Origin of the sequence: Streptomyces pactum (assembly GCF_002005225.1) — a bacterium.
GTDB classification, from domain to species: domain Bacteria; phylum Actinomycetota; class Actinomycetes; order Streptomycetales; family Streptomycetaceae; genus Streptomyces; species Streptomyces pactum_A.
Genome location: NZ_CP019724.1, coordinates 2,722,827 through 2,744,383, shown reverse-complemented (window position 1 = coordinate 2,744,383; position 21,557 = coordinate 2,722,827). Strand labels below are relative to the sequence as shown.

The 21,557-nt window shown below is 72.3% G+C and carries 21 protein-coding genes; 17 read left to right on the top strand and 4 right to left on the bottom strand.

What is annotated here, in order from left to right:
* The first annotated feature begins 36 nt into the window (after nt 1-36).
* Complete coding sequence (locus tag B1H29_RS11210) at nt 37-771, top strand: TioE family transcriptional regulator (RefSeq protein WP_055421843.1); 735 nt, start codon at nt 37-39, stop codon at nt 769-771.
* Between the two features lie 63 nt (nt 772-834).
* The gene (locus B1H29_RS11205; RefSeq protein WP_055421842.1) at nt 835-1,695 is read left to right on the top strand and encodes a thioesterase family protein; all 861 of its coding nucleotides are present in this window, start codon (nt 835-837) and stop codon (nt 1,693-1,695) included.
* Nucleotides 1,696-1,851: 156 nt separating this feature from the next.
* Here the strand turns inward: B1H29_RS11205 and B1H29_RS11200 are convergent, their stop codons facing one another.
* Complete coding sequence (locus B1H29_RS11200) at nt 1,852-2,496, bottom strand: TetR family transcriptional regulator (RefSeq protein WP_055421841.1); 645 nt, start codon at nt 2,494-2,496, stop codon at nt 1,852-1,854.
* 115 nt (nt 2,497-2,611) lie between these two features.
* Here B1H29_RS11200 and B1H29_RS11195 point away from each other — a divergent pair, with 115 nt between their 5' ends.
* The 3 genes from B1H29_RS11195 (at nt 2,612) to B1H29_RS11185 (ending at nt 4,355) form a co-directional block, all read left to right on the top strand.
* Nucleotides 2,612-2,779 (top strand): hypothetical protein, encoded by a 168-nt coding sequence (locus tag B1H29_RS11195; RefSeq protein WP_079160156.1) that lies wholly within the window; start codon nt 2,612-2,614, stop codon nt 2,777-2,779.
* A 33-nt stretch (nt 2,780-2,812) separates the two neighbouring features.
* Complete coding sequence (locus B1H29_RS11190; protein ID WP_055421840.1) at nt 2,813-3,082, top strand: hypothetical protein; 270 nt, start codon at nt 2,813-2,815, stop codon at nt 3,080-3,082.
* Nucleotides 3,083-3,185: 103 nt separating this feature from the next.
* Nucleotides 3,186-4,355 carry a cysteine desulfurase family protein gene (locus tag B1H29_RS11185; protein WP_055421839.1) on the top strand — a complete coding sequence of 390 codons (1,170 nt, stop codon included), beginning with the start codon at nt 3,186-3,188 and terminating at the stop codon, nt 4,353-4,355.
* A gap of 6 nt (nt 4,356-4,361) precedes the next feature.
* On the opposite strand, the gene B1H29_RS11180 is transcribed toward B1H29_RS11185, so the two are convergent.
* Nucleotides 4,362-5,114, bottom strand: coding sequence for an N-acetylmuramoyl-L-alanine amidase (locus B1H29_RS11180; protein ID WP_055421838.1), 753 nt, complete (start codon nt 5,112-5,114; stop codon nt 4,362-4,364).
* A gap of 60 nt (nt 5,115-5,174) precedes the next feature.
* Between B1H29_RS11180 and mnmA the strand changes: the two genes are divergently transcribed.
* Nucleotides 5,175-6,305, top strand: a complete 1,131-nt coding sequence (gene mnmA / locus B1H29_RS11175; protein ID WP_055421837.1) for a tRNA 2-thiouridine(34) synthase MnmA — start codon at nt 5,175-5,177, stop codon at nt 6,303-6,305.
* Nucleotides 6,306-6,368: 63 nt separating this feature from the next.
* Here mnmA and B1H29_RS11170 read toward each other — a convergent pair whose 3' ends face one another.
* Together B1H29_RS11170 and B1H29_RS11165 are read right to left on the bottom strand one after the other, a co-directional pair.
* Complete coding sequence (locus tag B1H29_RS11170; RefSeq protein WP_055421836.1) at nt 6,369-7,148, bottom strand: alpha/beta fold hydrolase; 780 nt, start codon at nt 7,146-7,148, stop codon at nt 6,369-6,371.
* Between the two features lie 53 nt (nt 7,149-7,201).
* Entirely contained in the window at nt 7,202-7,543 is a 342-nt protein-coding gene (locus tag B1H29_RS11165) for a DUF427 domain-containing protein (protein ID WP_055421835.1), read from the bottom strand.
* Nucleotides 7,544-7,634: 91 nt separating this feature from the next.
* Here B1H29_RS11165 and B1H29_RS11160 point away from each other — a divergent pair, with 91 nt between their 5' ends.
* From B1H29_RS11160 to B1H29_RS11110, 11 genes are all read left to right on the top strand, one after another.
* Entirely contained in the window at nt 7,635-8,174 is a 540-nt protein-coding gene (locus B1H29_RS11160) for a TIGR00730 family Rossman fold protein (RefSeq protein ID WP_055421834.1), read from the top strand.
* A 27-nt stretch (nt 8,175-8,201) separates the two neighbouring features.
* Nucleotides 8,202-8,891, top strand: a complete 690-nt coding sequence (locus tag B1H29_RS11155; RefSeq protein WP_055421943.1) for an SDR family oxidoreductase — start codon at nt 8,202-8,204, stop codon at nt 8,889-8,891.
* 46 nt (nt 8,892-8,937) lie between these two features.
* The gene (locus B1H29_RS11150) at nt 8,938-9,951 is read left to right on the top strand and encodes a methionine synthase (RefSeq protein WP_055421833.1); all 1,014 of its coding nucleotides are present in this window, start codon (nt 8,938-8,940) and stop codon (nt 9,949-9,951) included.
* A 15-nt stretch (nt 9,952-9,966) separates the two neighbouring features.
* Nucleotides 9,967-12,162, top strand: a complete 2,196-nt coding sequence (ligA, locus tag B1H29_RS11145; protein WP_055421832.1) for an NAD-dependent DNA ligase LigA — start codon at nt 9,967-9,969, stop codon at nt 12,160-12,162.
* Nucleotides 12,163-12,421: 259 nt separating this feature from the next.
* Nucleotides 12,422-14,644: a putative bifunctional diguanylate cyclase/phosphodiesterase gene (locus tag B1H29_RS11140; RefSeq protein WP_055421831.1), complete on the top strand. Its 2,223-nt coding sequence runs from the start codon at nt 12,422-12,424 to the stop codon at nt 14,642-14,644.
* 256 nt (nt 14,645-14,900) lie between these two features.
* Nucleotides 14,901-15,197: an Asp-tRNA(Asn)/Glu-tRNA(Gln) amidotransferase subunit GatC gene (gene gatC / locus B1H29_RS11135; RefSeq protein WP_055421830.1), complete on the top strand. Its 297-nt coding sequence runs from the start codon at nt 14,901-14,903 to the stop codon at nt 15,195-15,197.
* A gap of 5 nt (nt 15,198-15,202) precedes the next feature.
* Nucleotides 15,203-16,696, top strand: a complete 1,494-nt coding sequence (gene gatA / locus B1H29_RS11130) for an Asp-tRNA(Asn)/Glu-tRNA(Gln) amidotransferase subunit GatA (protein WP_055421829.1) — start codon at nt 15,203-15,205, stop codon at nt 16,694-16,696.
* The gene (locus B1H29_RS11125) at nt 16,693-16,932 is read left to right on the top strand and encodes a hypothetical protein (RefSeq protein WP_055421828.1); all 240 of its coding nucleotides are present in this window, start codon (nt 16,693-16,695) and stop codon (nt 16,930-16,932) included. Before gatA ends, B1H29_RS11125 begins: the two co-directional genes overlap by 4 nt.
* Nucleotides 16,933-16,947: 15 nt before the next feature.
* Complete coding sequence (gene gatB / locus B1H29_RS11120; protein ID WP_055421827.1) at nt 16,948-18,462, top strand: Asp-tRNA(Asn)/Glu-tRNA(Gln) amidotransferase subunit GatB; 1,515 nt, start codon at nt 16,948-16,950, stop codon at nt 18,460-18,462.
* Between the two features lie 275 nt (nt 18,463-18,737).
* Nucleotides 18,738-20,984: an MMPL family transporter gene (locus B1H29_RS11115; protein ID WP_055421826.1), complete on the top strand. Its 2,247-nt coding sequence runs from the start codon at nt 18,738-18,740 to the stop codon at nt 20,982-20,984.
* Entirely contained in the window at nt 20,962-21,546 is a 585-nt protein-coding gene (locus B1H29_RS11110; RefSeq protein WP_055421825.1) for a GNAT family N-acetyltransferase, read from the top strand. Before B1H29_RS11115 ends, B1H29_RS11110 begins: the two co-directional genes overlap by 23 nt.
* Nucleotides 21,547-21,557: the final 11 nt, after the last annotated feature.

The following is a 21,557-nucleotide window of genomic DNA, read 5'->3' as shown; positions in this document are numbered from 1 at the left end:
TTTCGGTTGAAGGTTCCGAGCGATATCGTCCTGACCATGGCGCGAAAGCTTCAAAGTGGTGACAGGCTCAGGCCGGTCGACCTGGCACGCCGGCACGGACTGTCCACGCAGGCCGTCAGGAACTACGAGGAGGCCGGCATCCTCCCGGACGCCGGCCGCACGGCGCACGGATACCGCACCTACACCCCACTGCACGCGCGGGCACTGGACGCGTTCCTCGCCCTGGTGCCCGGGCACGGCCACCAGCCGGCCGCGTCGATCATGCGGGCCGTGAACCGGGGTGCCGTGGACGAGGCGTACCGGCTCATCGACGAGAGCCACGCCCAACTGCTCGACGACCGGCGCACACTCCGGGCCGTGGAGGAGGCGCTGCGCGACCTGGCGCCCACCCCGCTGCCCGCGCCCGGGGCGGCGGCGCCGGGTTCCGGCGGCAGGTTCGTCGGGCCGCTGGCGGCGGAGCTGGACATCCGGCCCGCGACACTGCGCAAGTGGGAGCGCGCCGGGCTGGTGCGCCCGCGCCGCGACCCGCTGACCGGGTACCGCGTCTACGACGAGGCCGACGTGCGGGACGCCCGGCTGGCCCGCCAGCTCAGGCGGGGCGGCTACCTGCTGGAGCAGATCGGCCCCGTGATCGCGCAGGTGCGGGCGGCCGGTGGGCTGGAGCCGCTGGAGGCCACCCTGCGCGACTGGCACGGCCGGGTGTCCGCGCGCGGACGGGCGATGCTGACGGGGGCCGCCGAACTGGAGGCGTACCTCCGGGAGCGGGGATGAGATCCCGGTCCGGGACCACAGAAAAAGCTACCGCTTAGTAGTTTCGTGTTGTACCGTGCATCCATGCCAGAAGCAGCCTCCGCAGCGGCCACGCGGGCCACCATCGGCGACAGCGAGTTCGACCGGGACACCGCCGTCACCCGGCGCGCCCCGGGTGTCTACGACATCGACCTCTCCGCCGGCTGGACGATCATCAACGCCGTCAACGGCGGCTATCTGCTGGCCGTCCTGGGCCGTGCCCTCGGGGACGCCCTTCCGCATCCCGACCCCTTCACCATCTCGGCGCACTACCTCACCGCCTCCCGGCCGGGGCCGGCGGTCGTGCGCACGGAGACCGTCCGGACGGGGCGCACGCTCTCCACCGGCCAGGCCTCCCTCTTCCAGTACGACGACGAGGGCAACGAGGTCGAGCGCATCCGCGTCCTCGCCTCCTACGGCGACCTCGACGCGCTGCCCGACGACGTCCGCACCTCGGCGCGGCCGCCCGCGATCGCGCCGATGGACCAGTGCTTCGGCACGGAGGACGGCCCCGCCCCCGTCGACGGCAGCTCGGCCATCACCGACCGGCTGATGCTCAGGCTGGACCCCGCCACGCTGGGCTGGGCGCTCGGCCGGCCCTCCGGCCGGGGCGAGATGCGGGCCTGGTTCGGGCTCGCCGACGGCCGCGACGCCGACCCCCTGTCGATGCTCCTCGCGGTGGACGCGCTGCCCCCGACCGCCTTCGAGCTCGGGCTCAAGGGCTGGGTGCCGACGGTCGAGCTGACCGCGCACGTGCGGTGCCGCCCGGCGCCCGGACCGCTGCGCGTCTCCGTCACCACCCGCAACCTCGCGGGCGGCTTCCTGGAGGAGGACGCCGAGGTCTGGGACAGCGCCGACCGCCTGGTGGCCCAGTCCCGCCAACTGGCCCGGGTCCGGCTCGGCTGACCGGCGGACCCCAGGGGTGCGCCGGCGCCCCGTGAAGACCGGCCCGTGCCACCCACCGGGACGTCGAGGCCCTGTCCGCCTCCGGCGTCCCGGTGGGTGGCGTGCCCGCGTCCGGCGTCCCGGTCTGAGGCGTGCCCGCCGGCGGTCGGGGAACCGTCAGTCCAGCCAGTGCCGGCGGCCGATGCTGATCAGTCGCATCTGGCGGGTCGCGGTGTCGGCGGCGCGCCGGCGTGCCTCGTCCGCAGCCTCCGGTGTCTCCAGGACCTCCAGGACCTCCAGGAACAGGGAGCCCGTGACGAGCATCTGGTCGACGTAGAGACCCGCGAGCATCAGCAGGTCGGCGTCGCTCCAGCCCGCCGACACCGGGTCCTTGGCCAGCTCGGCCTTCACCTCTTCGGCGAACCGGGCCAGTTGCTCGCGTATGGCGTCCCGCACCGGCTGGACCCCGCCGTGCCGCTCGCGGGCGATGAACCGGACGTGGGCGGGGTACGCCGCCACGTGACCGGCGATCAACTCGACCGCGCGGGCGATGCGTTCATCGCTGTCCTCGGCCGGCGCCACCGTGGTCCGGATCATCGGGTGCAGCCTGCCCAGCGCCTCCTCGACCAGCGCCACGCCGAGGTCGGCGGTGGAGTGGAAGTGCCGGTAGAAGGCGCTCGGGGCGACGCCCACGGCGCGCGTGACCTCGCGCAGGCCCAGGCTGCTCAGGCTCTGCTCCTCCAGCAGCCCCAGGGCGGCGTCCAAAAGCGCCTGCCGGGTCTTCTGCTTCTGGGCCTGCCGGACGCCGGGGGTGTGACTCATGCCATGCAGTTAACAACTGTTCTCCGGAATTGAAAAGCCGTACGGCGCGCTAGACTCGATGGTCAGTGAACAACTGTAACTACAATCGTTCACCCAAGGTTGGGGGATCCGCTCCATGCTGTTTCTCGTCGCCGCACTGCTGCTCCTCGGCGTGATGCTGGGCACCGTCGCCCACGCGCCGCTCACCTTCTCCGTCGCCCTCGGCCTGGTCATCGCCGGCTGGCTCGGCATCTTCGCGATCCGCGAGCGGCACGGCCGCCGGCGGAGCACCTCCGCCCACTGACGCATGTCACCGACGCACGGTAGGGAGAACACCATGCAGCTCACCGCACCGGCCACCACCCGCCGGACCGGCATCCGGGACACCGACGGCATGGCCGTCGCCTCCTTCGTCCTCGGTCTGCTCGGTCTGCTCGTCCTCAACGTCTTCCTCGGCCCGATGGCCATCGTCCTGGCGGGCGTCGCCCTGTGGCGCGGCACCGCCCGCCGCGGCCGGGCCCTGCTCGGCCTCGGACTGGGCATCGCCGACCTGTTGGTCCTGGTGGCGTTCATGGCCGCGGACGACACGATGTCGTGGAGCTTTTGAGCCAGGTCGCGCGCTCCGCCGCGCCGTCCGTGCCGCCGCGCGCGTAATGCGGCCAACCTTGATCTGAGGCCGGACGGAACCGCCCCGTAGAATCGGCCGCACCATGGCTTACCTCGACCACGCCGCGACCACCCCGATGCTTCCCGAGGCAGTCGAGGCACTCACCGCGCACCTGAGCGTCACCGGCAACGCCTCCTCCCTCCACGCGTCCGGCCGGCGCGCACGGCGCACCGTCGAGGAGGCCCGCGAGACCCTCGCCGAAGCCCTCGGCGCCCGCCCCAGCGAGGTGGTCCTCACCTCCGGCGGCACCGAGGCCGACAACCTCGCCGTCAAAGGCCTGTACTGGGCCCGCCGCGACGCCGACCCGGCCCGCACCCGGGTCCTGGCCAGCCCCGTCGAACACCACGCGGTCCTCGACGCCGTCCACTGGCTCGGCGAACACGAGGGCGCGACGATCGAGTACCTGCCCGTGGACGCCCACGGCCGCGTCCACCCCGAGGCGCTGCGCGAGGCCATCGCCCGCAACCCCGGCGACGTCGCCCTCGCCACCGTCATGTGGGCCAACAACGAGATCGGCACCATCATGCCGGTCCGTGAACTCGCCGACGTGGCGGCCGGGTTCGACGTCCCGCTGCACGCCGACGCGGTTCAGGCGATCGGGCAGCTCCCGGTCGACTTCGCCGCCTCGGGCCTCGCCGCGATGACGGTTTCCGGCCACAAGATCGGCGGCCCCTACGGCATCGGCGCGCTGCTCCTCGGCCGCGAGTACAGCCCCGTGCCGGTCCTGCACGGCGGCGGCCAGGAACGCCACGTCCGCTCCGGCACCCTCGACGTCCCCGCCGTCGCCTCCTTCGCGGTCGCCGCCCGCCTCGCCGCCGAACAGCGCGAGTGGTTCGCCCGCGAGATAGGCGCCCTGCGCGACGACCTGGTCGACGCCGTCCGCACGGCGGTGCCGGACGCGATCCTCGGCGGCGACCCGGCACCGGAGGGCCGCCTCCCCGCCAACGCCCACTTCACCTTCCCGGGCTGCGAGGGCGACTCCCTCCTCCTGCTGCTCGACGCCCAGGGCATCGAGTGCTCCACCGGCTCCGCCTGCACCGCGGGCGTCGCCCAGCCCAGCCACGTCCTGCTGGCCACCGGCACCGCCCCCGACCTCGCCCGCGGCACGCTGCGCTTCTCCCTCGGCCACACCTCCACGGCGGCCGACGTCGAGGCCCTCGCCAAGGCGATCGGCCCGGCGGTGGAGCGGGCCCGGGCGGCGGGGCTGAGCTAGCTCGAGCTAGGCGCCGGACCGGGACGGACCGCTCGACGGGCTGTCCGAAGGGGCGCTGGTCGCCGCCCGCCGCACCAGCTTCATGTACCGGTCCCAGTCCCAGTGCGGCCCCGGATCGGTGTGATCGGTGCCCGGCACCTCCACGTGGCCGATGATGTGCTCGCGGTCCAGGGGTATGTCGTAGCGCGCGCAGATCCCCGCCGTCAGCCGCGCGGAGGCCGCGTACATCTCGTCGGTGAGATCCTGCGGCCGGTCCACGAAGCCCTCGTGCTCGATGCCGACACTGCGTTCGTTGTAGTCGCGGTTGCCCGCGTGGTACGCGACGTCCAGCTCGCGGATCATCTGGGTGACGCGGCCGTCCTGCCCGACGATGTAGTGCGTGGCCGCCTTGTGCCCGGGATCCTGGAACGCCCTCACCGCGCTCGCGAAACTGCCCTGCGTGACATGGACGATCACCATGTCGACGCCGAATTCGTCGGGCCGGTCCGCGCGCCGCCAGTTCTCGTCCGACGCCGCGACCCACCGGGCGCCGGAGTAGTCGACGACGCCCTCCTCGCGGGGCCGCTCGACTCCCGGTACCCGCCACCACAGGCGGGCCAGCTCGTCGCGCGCCAGCACCGCCGTGCCCACGGCCGCCGCCGTGCCGCCGACGATCAGCGCCCGCCTGCCGATACGCCGGTCCGCGTCCTTGGACCCGCCGGTAGACCCGCCGGCGGAACCCCCGGCGGTAGAGCTGCTGGATTCACGCTTCGCCCCCATGCGATCTTCAACGCATACTCGCGGGCTCCGGTTCCCGGCTCCCCGTACCCTGGAAGGGTTATGACTGAGACCCCGCAGCGCACCCGCCCCCTCCGCGTCCTCGCCGCCATGTCGGGCGGAGTCGACTCCGCCGTAGCCGCCGCCCGTGCGGCCGAGGCGGGGCACGACGTGACCGGCGTCCACCTCGCACTCTCCGCGAACCCCCAGTCCTTCCGCACGGGCGCGCGGGGCTGTTGCACCATCGAGGACTCGCGGGACGCCCGCCGCGCGGCGGACGTCATCGGCATCCCGTTCTACGTGTGGGACCTCGCCGACCGCTTCCGGGAGGACGTGGTCGAGGACTTCGTCGCCGAGTACGAGGCAGGCCGCACCCCGAACCCCTGCCTGCGCTGCAACGAGAAGATCAAGTTCGCCGCGCTGCTCGACAAGGCCCTGGCCCTGGGCTTCGACGCCGTCTGCACCGGCCACTACGCCAAGGTGATCCTGCGCGAGGACGGCGTACGCGAGCTGCACCGCGCCTCCGACATGGCCAAGGACCAGAGCTACGTCCTCGGGGTGCTCGACGACCGGCAGCTCGCGCACGCGATGTTCCCGCTCGGCGACACCCTCACCACCAAGGACGAGATCCGCGCGGAGGCCGAGCGCAGGGGACTGGCCGTCGCCAAGAAGCCCGACTCGCACGACATCTGCTTCATCGCCGACGGCGACACCCAGGGCTTCCTGGCCGACCGGCTGGGCAAGGCCGAGGGCGACATCGTCGACGAGGCGGGCAACCGGCTCGGCACCCACGAGGGCGCCTACGGCTACACCATCGGCCAGCGCAAGGGCCTGCGGATCGGCACCCCGGCTCCCGACGGCAAGCCGCGCTACGTCCTGGACATCTCCCCGGTGACCAACACGGTGACGGTCGGCCCCGCGGACGCCCTCGACGTCAACGCACTGCGGGCGATCAAGCCCCGCTGGTGCGGCGCCGCCCCGACCGGGCCCGGCACCTACACCGCCCAGCTCCGCGCCCACGGCGGCGAGACCGAGGTCCGGGCCGAGCTGGTCGACGGGACCCTGGAGGTGACGTTCACGCAGCCGGTGCGCGGCGTCGCCCCCGGCCAGGCGATCGTGCTGTACGACGGCACGCGCGTGGTGGGCTCGGCGACGATCGCGTCCACCACGCGCGTGCCGGCCGGCGTGGCCTGAGCGGCGGGGCGACGTCCGGCACCCCGCCGACGCCGCCGACGCCGCGGCCCTCGCGGCCCCCGCTCAGTTCGCGAAGAAGTCCGCCAGCACCGGCGCCAGCACGCCCGGCTCCACCACGTGGCTCTGCCCCTCCAGGGTGCGGTACGTGCCCCGGGGCGCCGCCTCGGCGATCGCCCGCGCCGCCTCGCGCATCCACTCGGGGCTCGCGCCGCCGGCCAGGGCGAGCAGCGGCGCGGTGACCGAGGCGAGCTCGGACCGGGGGACCCGGCTGTCGCCCATCGCCGCGTCGTCGTACGCCAGACTCGGCGCGAGCGACTCCATACCGGCCCACATGGGGGACTGGCGGGCACCCCGGATCATCTCCTCACCCAGGCCGGTGAGCCGCAGGAACAGCTCCACCGCGTCCCCGCGCCGCCCCTGACCGAGGGCCTCGGCCAGCCGCCCGGTGTACTCGGCGGCGGCCCGCGCGGCGGCGTCGTCCATGGCGTACGGCACCTCGTACACGGCCACCCGGGCCACCGGCAGTCCGCTCGCCGCCGCCCGCAGCACCAGCGCGCCGCCGGAGGAGACGCCGTACAGCGACGCCTCGCCGCCCACCGCCTCGATCAGCGCCGCCAGGTCCTCGACCTCGCGTTCCACCGCGAAGGGCGCCGTGTCACCGCTCGCGCCGCGGCCCCGGCGGTCGTACACGGTGACCTCGAAGCGGTCCGACAGCTCCGCCGCCAGCGGCGCCACCGCCGCGCCCGTCGACATGGCGCCGCTGACGAGGACGACCGCGGGGCCCCGCCCGGTGCTCTCGTAGGCGATGCGCGTGCCGTCGCGCGAAAGGGTTCTCTTCTCCATGCCTGTGCAGACTGCCCTACGGCACGCGGCCAACCGGTCAGGACACGAACCGGTCAGGACACCTCGACGTCGTAGAAGCAGAGGTGGTCCTTGATCCGAGCCACCTCCGGCTCCGGGTCCGGGTACGCCCAGACCAGGTCCGCCGCGTCCGGCAGCGACCAGTAGGAGGCGTCGCCCTTGAAGGGACAGTGGGTGTGCGTGCCGGACGGCGTCAGCAGATCGAGCCGTACGTCGTCGGCCGGGATGTAGTACCGCTCCGGACAGCCCGTCTCCCGCAGGACCAGCGCCCGGTCGCTCTCGGCCAGGAGCTGCTCGCCGCGCACCACGCGCACGTGCCGGTCGCTCGGCTCGACGGTGATGCGGTGTCCCTTGAGCCCGTTGAGTCCCTTGGTCACGGTTCGTCCTCCTCGGTAGCCGGCTCTCCTGGTGACAGCGCGGCCGGAAGCCGGGTTCTTCCCCGTGGGGCGCCGAACGTACCGTTGCCCCATGAACATCTGCGTCTTCCTCTCCGCCGCCGACCTCGACGAGCGCTACACGCGCCCCGCGAAGGAGTTCGCCGAACTGCTCGGAAAGGGCGGCCACACCCTCGTGTGGGGCGGTTCCGACGTCGGGCTGATGAAGGTGGTCGCCGACGGCGTGCAGGAGTCCGGAGGGCGGCTGCTGGGGGTCTCCGTGGACTTCCTGGCGGCCAAGGCACGCGAGGGCGCCGACGAGATGGTGATCGCGCGGGACCTCGCCGAGCGCAAGCGGCTGCTGCTGGAGAAGGCCGACGCCGTGGTGATCATGGTGGGCGGCACCGGCACGCTGGACGAGGCGACCGAGATCCTGGAGCTGAAGAAGCACGGGCACACCGACAAGCCCGTCGTCCTGCTCAACACGGCCGGCTTCTACGACGGCCTCAAGGAGCAGTTCCGCCGCATGGAGGACGAGGGCTTCCTGCCCCGCCCCCTCACCGAGCTGGTGTTCTTCGCCGAGGAGCCGGTCGGCGCGCTCGCGTACCTGGAGGAGAGCCAGGGCATCGAGTGAGCCGCCGGTGATGCGAGCATGGCGGGCATGGCTACACATGTGATCACCGGAGCGGGCTCCGGCATCGGCGCGGCCGTCGCCCGCCGCCTGCACGAACGCGGCGACGAGATCGTGCTGCACGCGCGCGACGCGGGCCGCGCGAAGGAACTGGCGGCCGCCTTCCCCGGCGCGAAGACGCTGGTCGGCGACCTGACCGACCCGGACAAGCTCTCCTGGGCCTTCTCCCACCAGAGCCTGCCCGACCGCGTGGACTCGCTGCTGCACATCGCCGGGGTGGTCGACCTCGGCCCGGTCGGCGACCTCACGTCGAAGACCTGGCGCAACCAGCTCAACGTCAACCTGGTCGCCCCCGCCGAGCTGACCCGCCTCTTCCTGCCCCAGTTGCGCGTCGCCCAGGGCCACGTGCTGTTCGTCAACTCCGGCTCCGGCCTCAACGCCCACGCCGGCTGGTCCGCGTACGCCGCCTCCAAGCACGGCCTGAAGGCGCTGGCCGACGCCCTGCGCCAGGAGGAGCACGCGAACGGTGTCCGGGTCACCTCGGTCTACCCCGGCCGCACCGCCAGCCCCATGCAGGCCAAGGTCCACCAGCAGGAGGGCAAGGAGTACGACCCCGCGAAGTGGATCGACCCCGAGTCGGTCGCCACGACGATCCTGATGGCCCTGGACCTGCCGAGGGACGCGGAGGTCAACGACCTGACGGTGCGCCCGGGACGGTGACGGCCCGCCGGGGTGCCGGCCGCGTCCTCCCGCATAGGCTGGCCGGGTGAGCGACAACAGCCAGACCAGCCCGCGCCTCGGCCCCGCCACCGGCATCGGCTCGATGCCCGGCGACGACGCCCGCGAGGCCGTCAAGACCGCCACCGGCACCTTCGAGGACTTCCCCTTCCTCCCCGAGCTGCCCGCCCGCGGCCCCGGCGCCGACATGATCGGCCGCACCGCGGGGATGCTCGTCGAGCTGTACGCACGTGTGGAGCCCAGCGGCTGGCGGCTCGGCGACCGGCCGGGCCGGGACACCAAACGGGCCCGGGCCTGGCTCGGGGAGGACCTCGACGCCCTGGAGGAGTTCACCCAGGGCCACGAGGGACCGTTGAAGGTCCAGGCCGTCGGCCCCTGGACGCTGGCCGCCGCCCTGGAGCTCAGGAACGGGGAGGCGGTGCTCTCCGACGCCAGCGCGGCCCGCGACCTCGCCGCCTCGCTCGCGGAAGGGCTGCGCCTGCACCTGGCGGAGGTCCGGCGCCGCGTGCCCGGCGCCCGGGTCGTGCTCCAGCTCGACGAGCCGTCCCTCACCGCCGTACTGCGCGGCCAGGTGCGGAGTGCCAGCGGCTACCGCACCCACCGGGCCGTCGACCGCCAGGTCGTCGAGGCCGCCCTTCGCGACGTCGCCGGGGTGCACGGCGACGGGCCCGTCGTGGTCCACTCCTGCGCACCGGACGTACCGTTCGCCCTGCTGCGCCGGGCGGGCGTCGCGGGCGTCTCCTTCGACTTCTCGCTCCTCACCGAGCGTGACGACGACGCGATCGGCGAGGCCGTCGAAGGCGGCACCCGGCTGTTCACCGGTGTCGTGCCCGGCACGGAGGCCGCACTGTCAGACCCTGCCGGTAGCGTCATGGGTGTCAGAACGCTGTGGCGCAGGCTGGGGCTGCATCCGGGGCTTCTCGCGGAGGCGGTCACCGTCACTCCGGCGTGCGGACTCGCGGGCGCGTCCCCCGAGTACGCCCGCCGGGCGCTCGCCCACTGCGTCCAGGCGGCGAGATCCCTCGCGGACAACCCAGAGTAACGGGAGGACAACACGGTGGCCGGCGACAAGCAGGCGGAGACGACGAGCGTGCCCGCCGAGGCGCGCGAGAAGCACGTGCAGCTCGCTGAGCAGATCGAGGAGCACCGCTTCCGGTACTACGTGAAGGACGCCCCCGTCGTCAGCGACGCGGACTTCGACCGGCTGCTGCGTTCCCTGGAGGAGCTGGAGGAGGAGTACCCGGAGCTGCGCACCCCGGACTCCCCGACCCAGAAGGTCGCCGGTTCCTACGAGACGGAGTTCACGGCCGTAGAGCACCGCTCCCGCATGCTCTCCCTCGACAACACCTTCAACGACGAGGAGCTGGCCGCCTGGACCGAGCGCATCGCCAAGGAGCTGGGCGAGCAGGAGTACCACTTCCTGTGCGAGCTGAAGGTGGACGGACTCGCCGTCAACCTCACCTACGAGCGTGGCCGCCTCGTCCGCGCCGCCACCCGCGGCGACGGCCGCACCGGCGAGGACATCACGCCCAACGTCCGCACCATCGCCGACATCCCGGAGCGCCTGACGGGGGACGAGGTGCCCGACCTCGTGGAGATCCGCGGCGAGGTCTACTTCCCGATGGAGAAGTTCCAGGAGCTCAACGCCCGGTTGACCGCGGCGGGTGACAAGCCGTTCGCCAACCCGCGCAACGCGGCGGCCGGTTCGCTGCGCCAGAAGGACCCGCGCGTCACCGCCTCCCGTCCGCTGCACATGGTGGTCCACGGCATCGGTGTCCTGGAGGGCTTCAAGGGCATGACCCGCCTCTCCCAGGCCTACGACCTGCTCAAGACCTGGGGCCTGCCCACCTCCCCGCACAACCGCGTGGTCGACGGCCTCGGCGGCGTACGGGACTTCATCGCCCACTACGGCGAGAACCGGCACTCCGTGGCGCACGAGATCGACGGCGTCGTCGTCAAGCTCGACGAGATCCGCCTCCAGGGACGCCTCGGCTCCACGGCCCGCGCACCGCGCTGGGCCATCGCGTACAAGTACGCGCCGGAAGAGGTCAACACCAAGCTCGTCGACATCAAGGTGGGTGTCGGCCGCACCGGCCGCGTCACACCGTACGCGCAGGTCGAGCCGGTCACGGTGGCCGGCAGCGAGGTGGAGTTCGCCACCCTGCACAACCAGGAGGTCGTCAAGGCCAAGGGCGTGCTCATCGGCGACACCGTGGTGCTGCGCAAGGCCGGTGACGTCATCCCGGAGATCCTCGGCCCGGTCGCCGACCTGCGGGACGGCAGCGAGCGCGAGTTCGTGATGCCGGCCGAGTGCCCCGAGTGCGGGACGCCGCTGAAGGCCATGAAGGAGGGCGACATCGACCTCCGGTGCCCCAACGCCCGCACGTGCCCTGCCCAGTTGCGTGAGCGCGTCTCCTACCTGGCCGGCCGGGAGTGCCTGGACATCGAGCACTTCGGCGGCGTCGTGGCGGCCGCGCTGACCGGGCCGCTGGAGCCGCCGCGGCCGCCGCTGGAGGACGAGGGCGACCTCTTCGACCTCACCGTCGAGAAACTGCTGCCCATCAAGGCGTACGTCCTCGATCCGGACAGCGGGCTGCCCAAGCGCGACCCCAAGACCGGCGAGGAGAAGATCGTCACGGTCTTCGCCAACAAGGAGGGCGAGCCGAAGAAGAACACCCTCGCGCTGCTCAGGCACATCGAGGAGGCCAAGACCCGCCCGCTCGCCCGCTTCCTCAACGGGCTCTCCATCCGGTACGTGGGGCCCGTCGCCGCCCAGGCCCTCGCCCGGGAGTTCCGCTCCGTCGACCGCATCGAGCAGGCCACCGAGGAGGAGCTGGCGAACACCGACGGGGTGGGCGACACCATCGCCGCCGCCGTCAAGGAGTGGTTCGCCGAGGAGTGGCACCGCGAGATCGTCCGCAAGTGGAAGGCGGCCGGAGTTCCGCTGGAGGACCGGTCGACGGGGGAGGACGAGGGGCCGCGCCCGCTCGAAGGACTCACCGTCGTCGTCACCGGCACCCTGGAGAACTTCACCCGGGACGGAGCCAAGGACTCCCTGCAGAGCAGGGGCGCGAAAGTGACCGGGTCGGTGTCCAAGAAGACGTCGTTCGTCGTGGTCGGCGACAACCCCGGGTCGAAGTACGACAAGGCGATGCAACTGAAGGTGCCGGTTCTGAACGAGGACGGTTTCACCGTCCTGCTCGAACAAGGACCCGAAGCGGCGGCCGACGTCGCACTTTCGGCTGAGGAATAGCGGTTGAAGGCCACCCGATCGGCGCATACCAGATGCATACGGATGGCCGGGTCGCATTCGGGCAACCGTCGACGACCGGTGCCCCTGGAAGCCTTCCGCGGCCTACTGTTGAGGTGTGCGCCCGCCGTGCCCGGATGCGGTCGGGGCATCCCCCTGCCCCCGAGGGACAGGGGGAAGGGTTCTCCAACGCGGAGCCGTTGATGGATGTCGGGCGTCGGGCCGCGTGGCGTGGGCACCGCCGGCTGTGAGAGGGACGGGAATGGAACCGACCGAGAGCGCCGCCGCGGGCTCACGGCTGAGCCTGCGTCGCATGGTGGGCGCGTGGCACGTGAGCCGGTGGCCCGGGCAGCGCGGTGGTGGCGCACCGCATCCCGCGGCGACCGCCCGCGGCTCCGCGCCGCCGGCCGCCCGCCACCCCTCCGTCCTGCCCGACACCGACGGCGAACGGCACCTCGCCTGGCCCGCGTTGCCCTCGGCCGTCGTCGCGGCCGCCGCCTTCGTGCTGGGCGCCGGTTTCTACCGGGCGTTCACCGACGGCCACGCCCTCTTCCCGTCCGGCACCGTCGGCTGGTCCCTGGCCGTGCTGACCGGCATCGTCGTAGGCCACCTGGTCATGCTCGGCCGCTCCCGCTGGTGGGGCGGCACCGGATCCGGCGCCGCCCTCACCCTCTCCGTCCTGCTGCTGTACGGCTGGGTTCCGGCCGGCATGGTCAGCCTCACCGTCGTCGTCCTGGTCGGCATAGCCCGTCGGGGCCGCTGGCGGCAGGGCGTCCTGCACGGCGCGGTCGACATCCTCGGCATCGCCGCGGGCGCCCTGGTGCTGGGCGTCTGCGGTTCCGTACCCTCCGTCGAGGACCCCTGGGACCCCGACACCTGGGGTGTGTACGCGGCGCCCAAGGTGGTGCTCGTCGCGGTCGCCTACCTCGCCGTGACCCGCGCCCTGTTGTGGTACCTGCAGACACCGCGCGTCGGCCTGCCCACCGTCGCCCGCACCGCCCTGGTCAGACAGGGCCTGGTCGCCGTGGCACTGCTCGGCATCGCCCCGCTGGTCTGCGTGGTCGCGGTCGCCAAGCCGCTGCTGCTGCCGCTGTTCGCCATCCCGCTGATCGCCCTCGACTCGACCCTGTGGATCGCCCGCGCTCGCGCCGAGGAGCAGTTGCGGGACCCTCTCACCGGACTGCCCAACCGGCAGTGGCTCCTCGAGCGCACCTGGGCCGCGCTGGACGACGCCGAGCGCATCGGCGCCCGCGCCGCCCTGATGCTGATCGACCTCGACCGCTTCCGGTCGGTCAACGACACCCTCGGACACCTCGCCGGCGACCGGCTGCTGCTGCAGACGGCCGACCGGCTGCGGCAGGCCCTGCCGCGCGGGGCGGAGGCCGCGCGGCTCGGCGGCGACGAGTTCGCCGTCTTACTGCCCGTCGCCGACTCCACCACGTCGGCGACCCGGATCGCCCGCGGCCTCGTGGCCGCGCTCAGTTCCCCGATGGATCTGGACGGGCTCACCCTCGTCCTGGAGGCCAGCGCCGGTGTCGCCGTCTTCCCCGACCACGCGCTGGACGCCGAAGGACTGCTGCGCCGCGCCGACGTGGCGATGTACCAGGCGAAGCGGGACCGCACCGGCGTGGAGGTCTACGAGTCCAAGCGGGACTCCAACACCCCGGACCGGCTCGGCCTCCTGGGCGACCTGCGCCGGGCTCTGGACGCCCGCGAGGTCGAGCTGCACTACCAGCCCAAGGTCCGCTTCGACGGACAGGTCGCGGGCCTGGAGGCCCTGGTCCGCTGGGTGCACCCCGAGCGCGGCAAGGTGCCGCCGGACGAGTTCATAGCGATCGCCGAGTCCTCGGGGCTGATGCCCCACCTCACCGAGTACGTGCTGGAGACGGCGCTCGAACAGGTCGCCCGCTGGCGCTCCCAGGGCCTGTTCGTGCCGGTCGCGGTCAACGTCTCCCCGCGCGACGTCCACACCCCCGGCTTCGCGGGCTCCGTGGCCGCCCGGCTGGCCCGGCACGGCGTCCCCGCCGGAGCGCTGCAACTGGAGATCACGGAACACGTCCTCCTGGAGGACCCGCAGCGCGCCGCCGACACCCTCAACGCGCTGACCGGTCACGGCGTGAAGATGTCCCTGGACGACTTCGGCACCGGCTACTCCTCCCTCGTCCACCTGCGCAGGCTCCCGGTCAGCGAGCTCAAGATCGACCGCTCGTTCGTGGCCCGGCTGGCCGTCGACACCGAGGACGCCGCGATCGTGCGCTGCACGGTCGACCTCGCGCACTCCCTCGGCCTGCTCGTCGTCGCCGAGGGCGTGGAGGACGACGAGACCTGGGAGCGGCTGCGGGACCTCGGCTGCGACGCCGTACAGGGCTGGCTGGTCGCGGCCGCGATGCCGCCCCAGGAGACCACCGCCTGGCTGCTCGCCCGCGGCTCCCGGGGCTGGGTGCGGGCCGCCGCCGCACTGCCCGCGGCGGCGACCGACGAGTGACCTGACCACCGTGCGTGGCGGTCGACGCGTGACCTGACCACCGTGCGCGGCGGTCGACGCGTGCGCGTTCCTTCCTCGGGCCGGACCTCCGCGACGACCACTTCCCGGGCGGTACCGCCCGGGCCGCGCGGCGCCGGGGAGCGGCCCCGGGGGAAACCGTTTAACGGCCACGGGGCCCGGCCCCATAGGATTGGGCCAAACCGACTTGCCCAAGCCGATTTGCCCAAACCACACACTCACCCCAGAGGAACGCTGCATGCCTGGCATCACGCGCGAGGAGGTCGCCCACCTCGCCCGGCTGGCGCGTCTGGAGCTGAAGCCCGAAGAGCTCGAGCACTTCGCGGGACAGCTTGACGACATCATCGGCGCGGTCGCCCGCGTCAGCGAGGTCGCCGACCAAGACGTACCGCCGACCTCGCACCCGCTCCCGCTGACGAACGTCATGCGGCCGGACGAGGTCCGTCCGTCGCTCACGCCCGCGCAGGCGCTCTCCGGCGCCCCGGCCCAGGAGCAGCAGCGTTTCAAGGTGCCGCAGATCCTGGGGGAGGAGTAATCGCCATGAGCGACATCATCAAGCTCACCGCGGCCGAGATCGCCGCGAAGATCGCCGCCGGCGAGCTGACGGCCGTCGAGGTCACCGAGGCCCACCTGGCCCGCATCGAGGCCGTCGACGAGAAGGTGCACGCCTTCCTGCACGTCGACCGCGAGGGCGCCCTCGCGCAGGCCCGCGCCGTGGACGCCAAGCGCGAGCGCGGCGAGAAGCTCGGCCCGCTGGCCGGCGTCCCGCTCGCGCTCAAGGACATCTTCACCACCGAGGGCGTCCCCACCACCGTCGGCTCCAAGATCCTCGAGGGCTGGCTCCCGCCGTACGACGCGACCGTCACCCGGCGGCTGAAGGCCGCCGACGTCGTCATCCTCGGCAAGACCAACATGGACGAGTTCGCCATGGGGTCCTCGACCGAGAACAGCGCCTACGGCCCGACCGGCAACCCCTGGGACCTCACCAAGATCCCCGGCGGCTCCGGCGGCGGCTCCTCCGCGGCCCTCGCCTCCTTCGAGGCCCCGCTCGCCATCGGCACCGACACCGGCGGCTCCATCCGCCAGCCCGCGGCCGTCACCGGCACGGTCGGCGTCAAGCCGACCTACGGCGGCGTCTCCCGCTACGGCATGGTGGCCTTCTCCTCCTCCCTCGACCAGGGCGGCCCCTGCGCCCGCACGGTCCTGGACGCGGCCCTGCTGCACGAGGTGATCGCCGGGCACGACCCGATGGACTCCACCTCCATCGACGCCCCGGTCCCCGCGGTCGTCGAGGCCGCCCGCAACGGCTCCGTGTCCGGCATGCGTGTCGGCGTCGTCAAGCAGTTCCGCGGCGAGGGCTACCAGGCCGGCGTCATCCAGCGCTTCGACGAGTCCGTCGAGCTGCTCAAGAAGCTGGGTGCCGAGGTCGTCGAGCTGGACTGCCCGTCCTTCGACCTGGCGCTGTCGGCGTACTACCTGATCGCGCCGTCCGAGTGCTCCTCCAACCTCGCCCGCTTCGACGGCCTTCGCTACGGCGCGCGCGTCGGCGACGACGGCACGCACTCCGCCGAGGAGGTCACCTCCCTGACCCGCGAGGCCGGCTTCGGCCCCGAGGTCAAGCGGCGCATCATGCTCGGCACGTACGCCCTGTCGAGCGGCTACTACGACGCGTACTACGGCAGCGCCCAGAAGGTCCGCACCCTCATCAAGCAGGAGTTCGAGCGGGCCTTCGAGCAGGTCGACGTGATCGTCTCCCCGACGACCCCGACCACCGCCTTCGCGATCGGCGAGCGCGCCGACGACCCGATGGCGATGTACCTCGCCGACCTGTGCACCATCCCCACCAACCTGGCGGGCAACGCGGCCATGTCGCTGCCCTGCGGCCTCGCCCCCGAGGACGACCTGCCGGTGGGTCTGCAGATCATCGCCCCCGCCATGAAGGACGACCGGCTCTACAAGGTCGGCGCCGCCGTCGAGGCCGCCTTCGTGGAAAAGTGGGGCCACCCGCTGATCGAGGAGGCACCGTCGCTGTGAGCGCACTGACCAAGGCCAAGGGCTTCAAGAAGTCCCGGTCCGGCCTGTACGTCTCGATGGCCACGTCGGCGTTCGGCGCCGTCGGGGTCTACAAGCAGATCAAGAAGGCCCGCGGCGACAACGACACGCTGCGGCTGCTCGACGCCGTCGTGACCGGAGCAGCGGTCGTCACCAACCTCGCCATCCTCTACCGCGAGCTGAAGCGCCTGGGCGACGACGACGTCCTGCTGGGCTGAGAGGGAAGTTTCACCGTGACCACCACGACCGACCTGGTGTCGTACGAGGACGCGCTGGCGTCGTACGACCCCGTCATGGGCCTCGAGGTCCATGTCGAACTCGGCACCCGGACCAAGATGTTCTGCGGCTGTTCGACCGCACTGGGCGCCGACCCCAACACCCAGACCTGCCCCGTCTGCCTCGGCATGCCCGGCGCGCTCCCGGTCGTCAACGCGACCGGCGTCGAGTCGGCGATCCGGATCGGTCTCGCGCTGAACTGCGAGATCGCGCAATGGTGCCGCTTCGCCCGGAAGAACTACTTCTATCCGGACATGCCGAAGAACTTCCAGACCTCCCAGTACGACGAGCCGATCGCCTTCGACGGCTACCTCGACGTGCAACTGGAGGACGGCGAGACCTTCCGCGTCCAGATCGAGCGCGCCCACATGGAGGAGGACACCGGCAAGTCGACGCACGTCGGCGGCGCCACGGGCCGTATCCACGGCGCCTCGCACTCCCTGCTCGACTACAACCGCGCCGGCATCCCGCTCATCGAGATCGTCACCAAGCCGATCGAGGGAGCGGGCGAGCGGGCCCCCGAGGTCGCCCGGGCCTACGTCCGCGAGCTGCGCGAGCTCATCCGCGCGCTCGGCGTGTCCGAGGCCCGCATGGAGATGGGCCAGATGCGCTGCGACGTGAACCTGTCGCTGCGCCCGCACGGCCGGGAGAAGTTCGGCACCCGCAGCGAGACCAAGAACGTCAACTCGCTGCGGTCCGTCGAGCGCGCGGCCCGCTTCGAGATCCAGCGGCACGCGGCCGTGCTGAACGACGGCGGCACGATCATCCAGGAGACCCGCCACTTCCACGAGGACACGGGGTCCACGACCTCGGGCCGCGTGAAGGAGGAGGCCGAGGACTACCGGTACTTCCCGGAGCCCGACCTGGTGCCCGTGGCCCCCTCCCGCGAGTGGGTCGAGGAGATCCGCTCCGCCCTGCCCGAGCTGCCGCTGGTGCGCCGCAACCGGCTCCGCGAGGAGTGGGGCATCTCCGGCAACGACATGCAGTCGATCCTGAACGCCGGTGCGCTGGACCCGATCGTCGCCACGATCGACGCCGGCGCCGACGCGGCGTCCGCCCGTAAGTGGTGGATGGGCGAGCTGGCCCGCAGCGCCAACGAGTCGGGCAAGGCGCTCGACGAGCTGGCGATCACGCCGGTGCAGGTCGCCCGGGTCGCCGAGCTGGTCGCCAAGGGCGACCTGAACGACAAGCTGGCCCGCCAGGTCATCCTGGGCGTCCTCGCCGGTGAGGGCACGCCGGACGAGGTCGTCGACAAGCGCGGTCTGAAGGTCGTCTCGGACGAGGGCGCGCTCACCGCCGCCGTCGACGAGGCCATCGCCGGCAACCAGGGCGTCGTGGACAAGATCCGCGGCGGCAAGGTGGCCGCGGTCGGCGCCCTGGTCGGCGCGGTCATGAAGGCGACCCGGGGCCAGGCGGACGCGGCCCGCGTCAAGGAGCTGATCCTGGAGAAGCTGGGCGTCAGCGAGGGCTGAGCCCGCCCGGCATCGCTTGTTGTGAGGGGTCGCACCCGGTCGGGTGCGACCCCTCAGGCGTTCGGCTGCGCATCGCCCGTAGGGAACGACACGTTCATCCGATCGTCCCGCGCACCGGCTCCACTCATGTGAATAAGCCCACGAAAAGCGCAAACGATCACTTTTGGCTGAAAGAGTGACTGCGCATTGCTCATGTGTTCTTTGCGGGCCGTTCGCTCCATGAACAACTGTTCCCGGTCAAAGATCCACAATCAGACACCCCTGGGAGCACGTTCGTGGCAGCCCTTGCACGCTGGTGTGTCCGACGCCGCCTCGTCGCCGTCCTGCTCTGGCTCCTCGCCTTCGGCGGGGTCGCCACGGCCGCCGCGGTCACCGGGTCCGCGTACTCCAACGACTACGGAGTTCCGGGCACCGACTCCGGCCGTGCCTCCCAGTTGCTCGCCGACGGCTTCCCCGGACTCGGCGGCGCCGGTGACACGATCGTCTGGCACACGACGGCCGGCACGGTCCGAGCCACCGACGTCGAACAGGCCATGACCCGCACCCTGGACCGCATCGCGGACCTGCCCCAGGTGGCCTCGGTGACCAACCCGTACGACGACCCCGAATCGCCGCTGATCAGCGAGGACGCCCACACCGCGTACGCCTCGGTCACCTTCCGGGACGCCTCGCAGGACATCGACGCGGCCGAGGCGCGGGCGGTGGTCGACACCGCCGAGGCGGCCGAGACGGACGGGCTCCAGGTCGAACTGGGCGGCGGCGCCGTAGCGCTCACCGAGGCGCCGGGCGGCCACCTCGCCGAGGTCCTCGGGGTGGCCGTGGCCGCGGTCGTGCTCTTCCTCGCCTTCGGCTCCCTCGCCGCCGCCGTGCTGCCCATCGCCACCGCGCTGGTCTCCGTCGGCACCGCCTACGCAGGCATCACCCTGCTCGGCCACGCCATGACCGTCGCCGACTTCGCGCCCATGCTGGGCACCCTCATCGGACTCGGCGTCGGCATCGACTACGCGCTGTTCATCGTCACCAGACACCGGCGCGGACTGAAGCGGGGACTCACCGTCGCAAAGGCCGCGGAGAACGCCGTCGCCACCACGGGACGCGCGGTCGTCTTCGCGGGTGCCACCGTTTGCATCGCCCTGCTGGGCATGCTGATCCTCCGTCTCAGCTTCCTCAACGGCGTGGCCATCGCCGCCTCGCTGACCGTCGTGCTCACCGTCACGGCCTCCGTGACCCTGCTGCCGGCGCTGCTGTCGTACATCGGCCCGCGCGCCCTGAGCCGACGCGAGCGGCGCAGGCTCGCCGAGCACGGGCCCGAACCCGAGCTGCCCACCGGGTTCGCCGCCCGCTGGTCGGCGTTCGTGGAACGCCACCCCAAGCTGCTCGGCGCCCTCGCCCTCGTCGTCGTCACCGTCCTCGCGCTGCCCACCCTCGGACTGCGCCTGGGCACCTCCGACCAGGGCAACGACCCCGAGGGCACCACCACCCGGCAGGCCTACGACCTCCTCGCCGAGGGCTTCGGCCCCGGCGTCAACGGCCCCCTCACCCTCGTCACCGAGGTCGGCGGGGCCGAGGACCGGCTCGCCCTGGACAATCTCGACGCCTCCCTGCGCACCACCGAGGGCGTCTCCTCGGTGACCCCGGTGACGTACGACTCCGGCGGCGACACCGCGTACCTCGTCGTCGTACCCGAGTCGTCCCCGCAGTCCCGGTCCACCAGCGACCTCGTCGAACGGCTGCGCTCCGAGGTGCTGCCGCGGGCCGAGGCCGGCACTGCGCTCGACGTGCACGTCGGCGGCGTGACGGCCGGCTACGACGACTTCGCCGACGTCATCGTCGGCAAGCTGCCGCTCTTCGTCGGCGTCGTCGTGGGCCTCGGCTGCCTGCTGCTCCTGCTGGCCTTCCGGTCCATCGGCATTCCGGTCAAGGCCGCCGCGATGAACGTCGCCGCCGTGGCCGCGTCCTTCGGCATCGTCGTGGCGATCTTCCAGTGGGGCTGGGGGAGCGAACTGCTCGGCCTGGGCAGCGCCGGTCCGATCGAGCCCTTCCTGCCCGTGATCATGGTGTCGGTGCTCTTCGGGCTCTCCATGGACTACCAGGTGTTCCTGGTCAGCCGCATGTACGAGGAGTGGCTGGAGACCGGCGACAACCGCCGTGCCGTCCGCGTCGGCCTGGCCGAGACCAGCCGGGTGATCAACTCCGCCGCGGTCATCATGATCTCGGTGTTCCTCGCCTTCGTCCTCAGCGGCGACCGGGTCATCGCCATGTTCGGCATCGCGCTCGCCGCCGCCGTCGCCCTGGACGCCTTCGTCCTGCGGACCCTCCTGGTGCCCGCCCTGATGCATCTGCTCGGCAGCGCCAACTGGTGGCTGCCACGCCGGCTGGACAGGCTCCTGCCGCGCATCAGCATCGAGCCGCCCGAGTGCCGCGCGGCCCATGAGAGGCTGGCCGCGGCGACGGACGCCGAGGTGGCGGACGTCCTTGCGGAGGAGGAACGGCAGCGGGATGTACGCGATACCACTGGGTGACGACGGAGCCGAACTGCGCCCCCTGGAGACCTGGCACGCCGAGGAGTTCCTGGCCCACCTGGACCGTGGCAGGGAGTTCATCACACGGCACATCCCCTTCGGGACGAAGGCCACCGACGTCGACTCCGCCCGTCAACTGCTCCAGTCGTACGCGGACCGGCGCGCCGCCGACAGCGGATTCCTGCACGGGCTGTGGCTGGACGGCAAGCTCGTCGGCGGCCTGCTCTTCCGGGTCTTCGACGCGGCCACCGGCCTGTGCGAGATCGGCTGCTGGCTGGAGCCCGCCGGAACGGGCCGCGGCCTGGTCACACGCGGTGCCCGGGTCCTGATCGACTGGGCTTTCGACGAACGCGGCATGCACCGCGTGGAGTGGCACGCCTCGTCGGCGAACACCCCGAGTGTCAACGCCGCCCGGCGGCTCGGCATGATGCGTGAGGGCGTGCTGCGCGAGAGCTTCCCCTACCGGGGCGCCCGCCAGGACACGGAGGTGTGGGCGGTGCTCGCGCCCGAATGGCGTGCGGCACGTGAGGCACGCGCGCGTGCCGCTCAAAAGGATCATTAAGGGACCTCTCA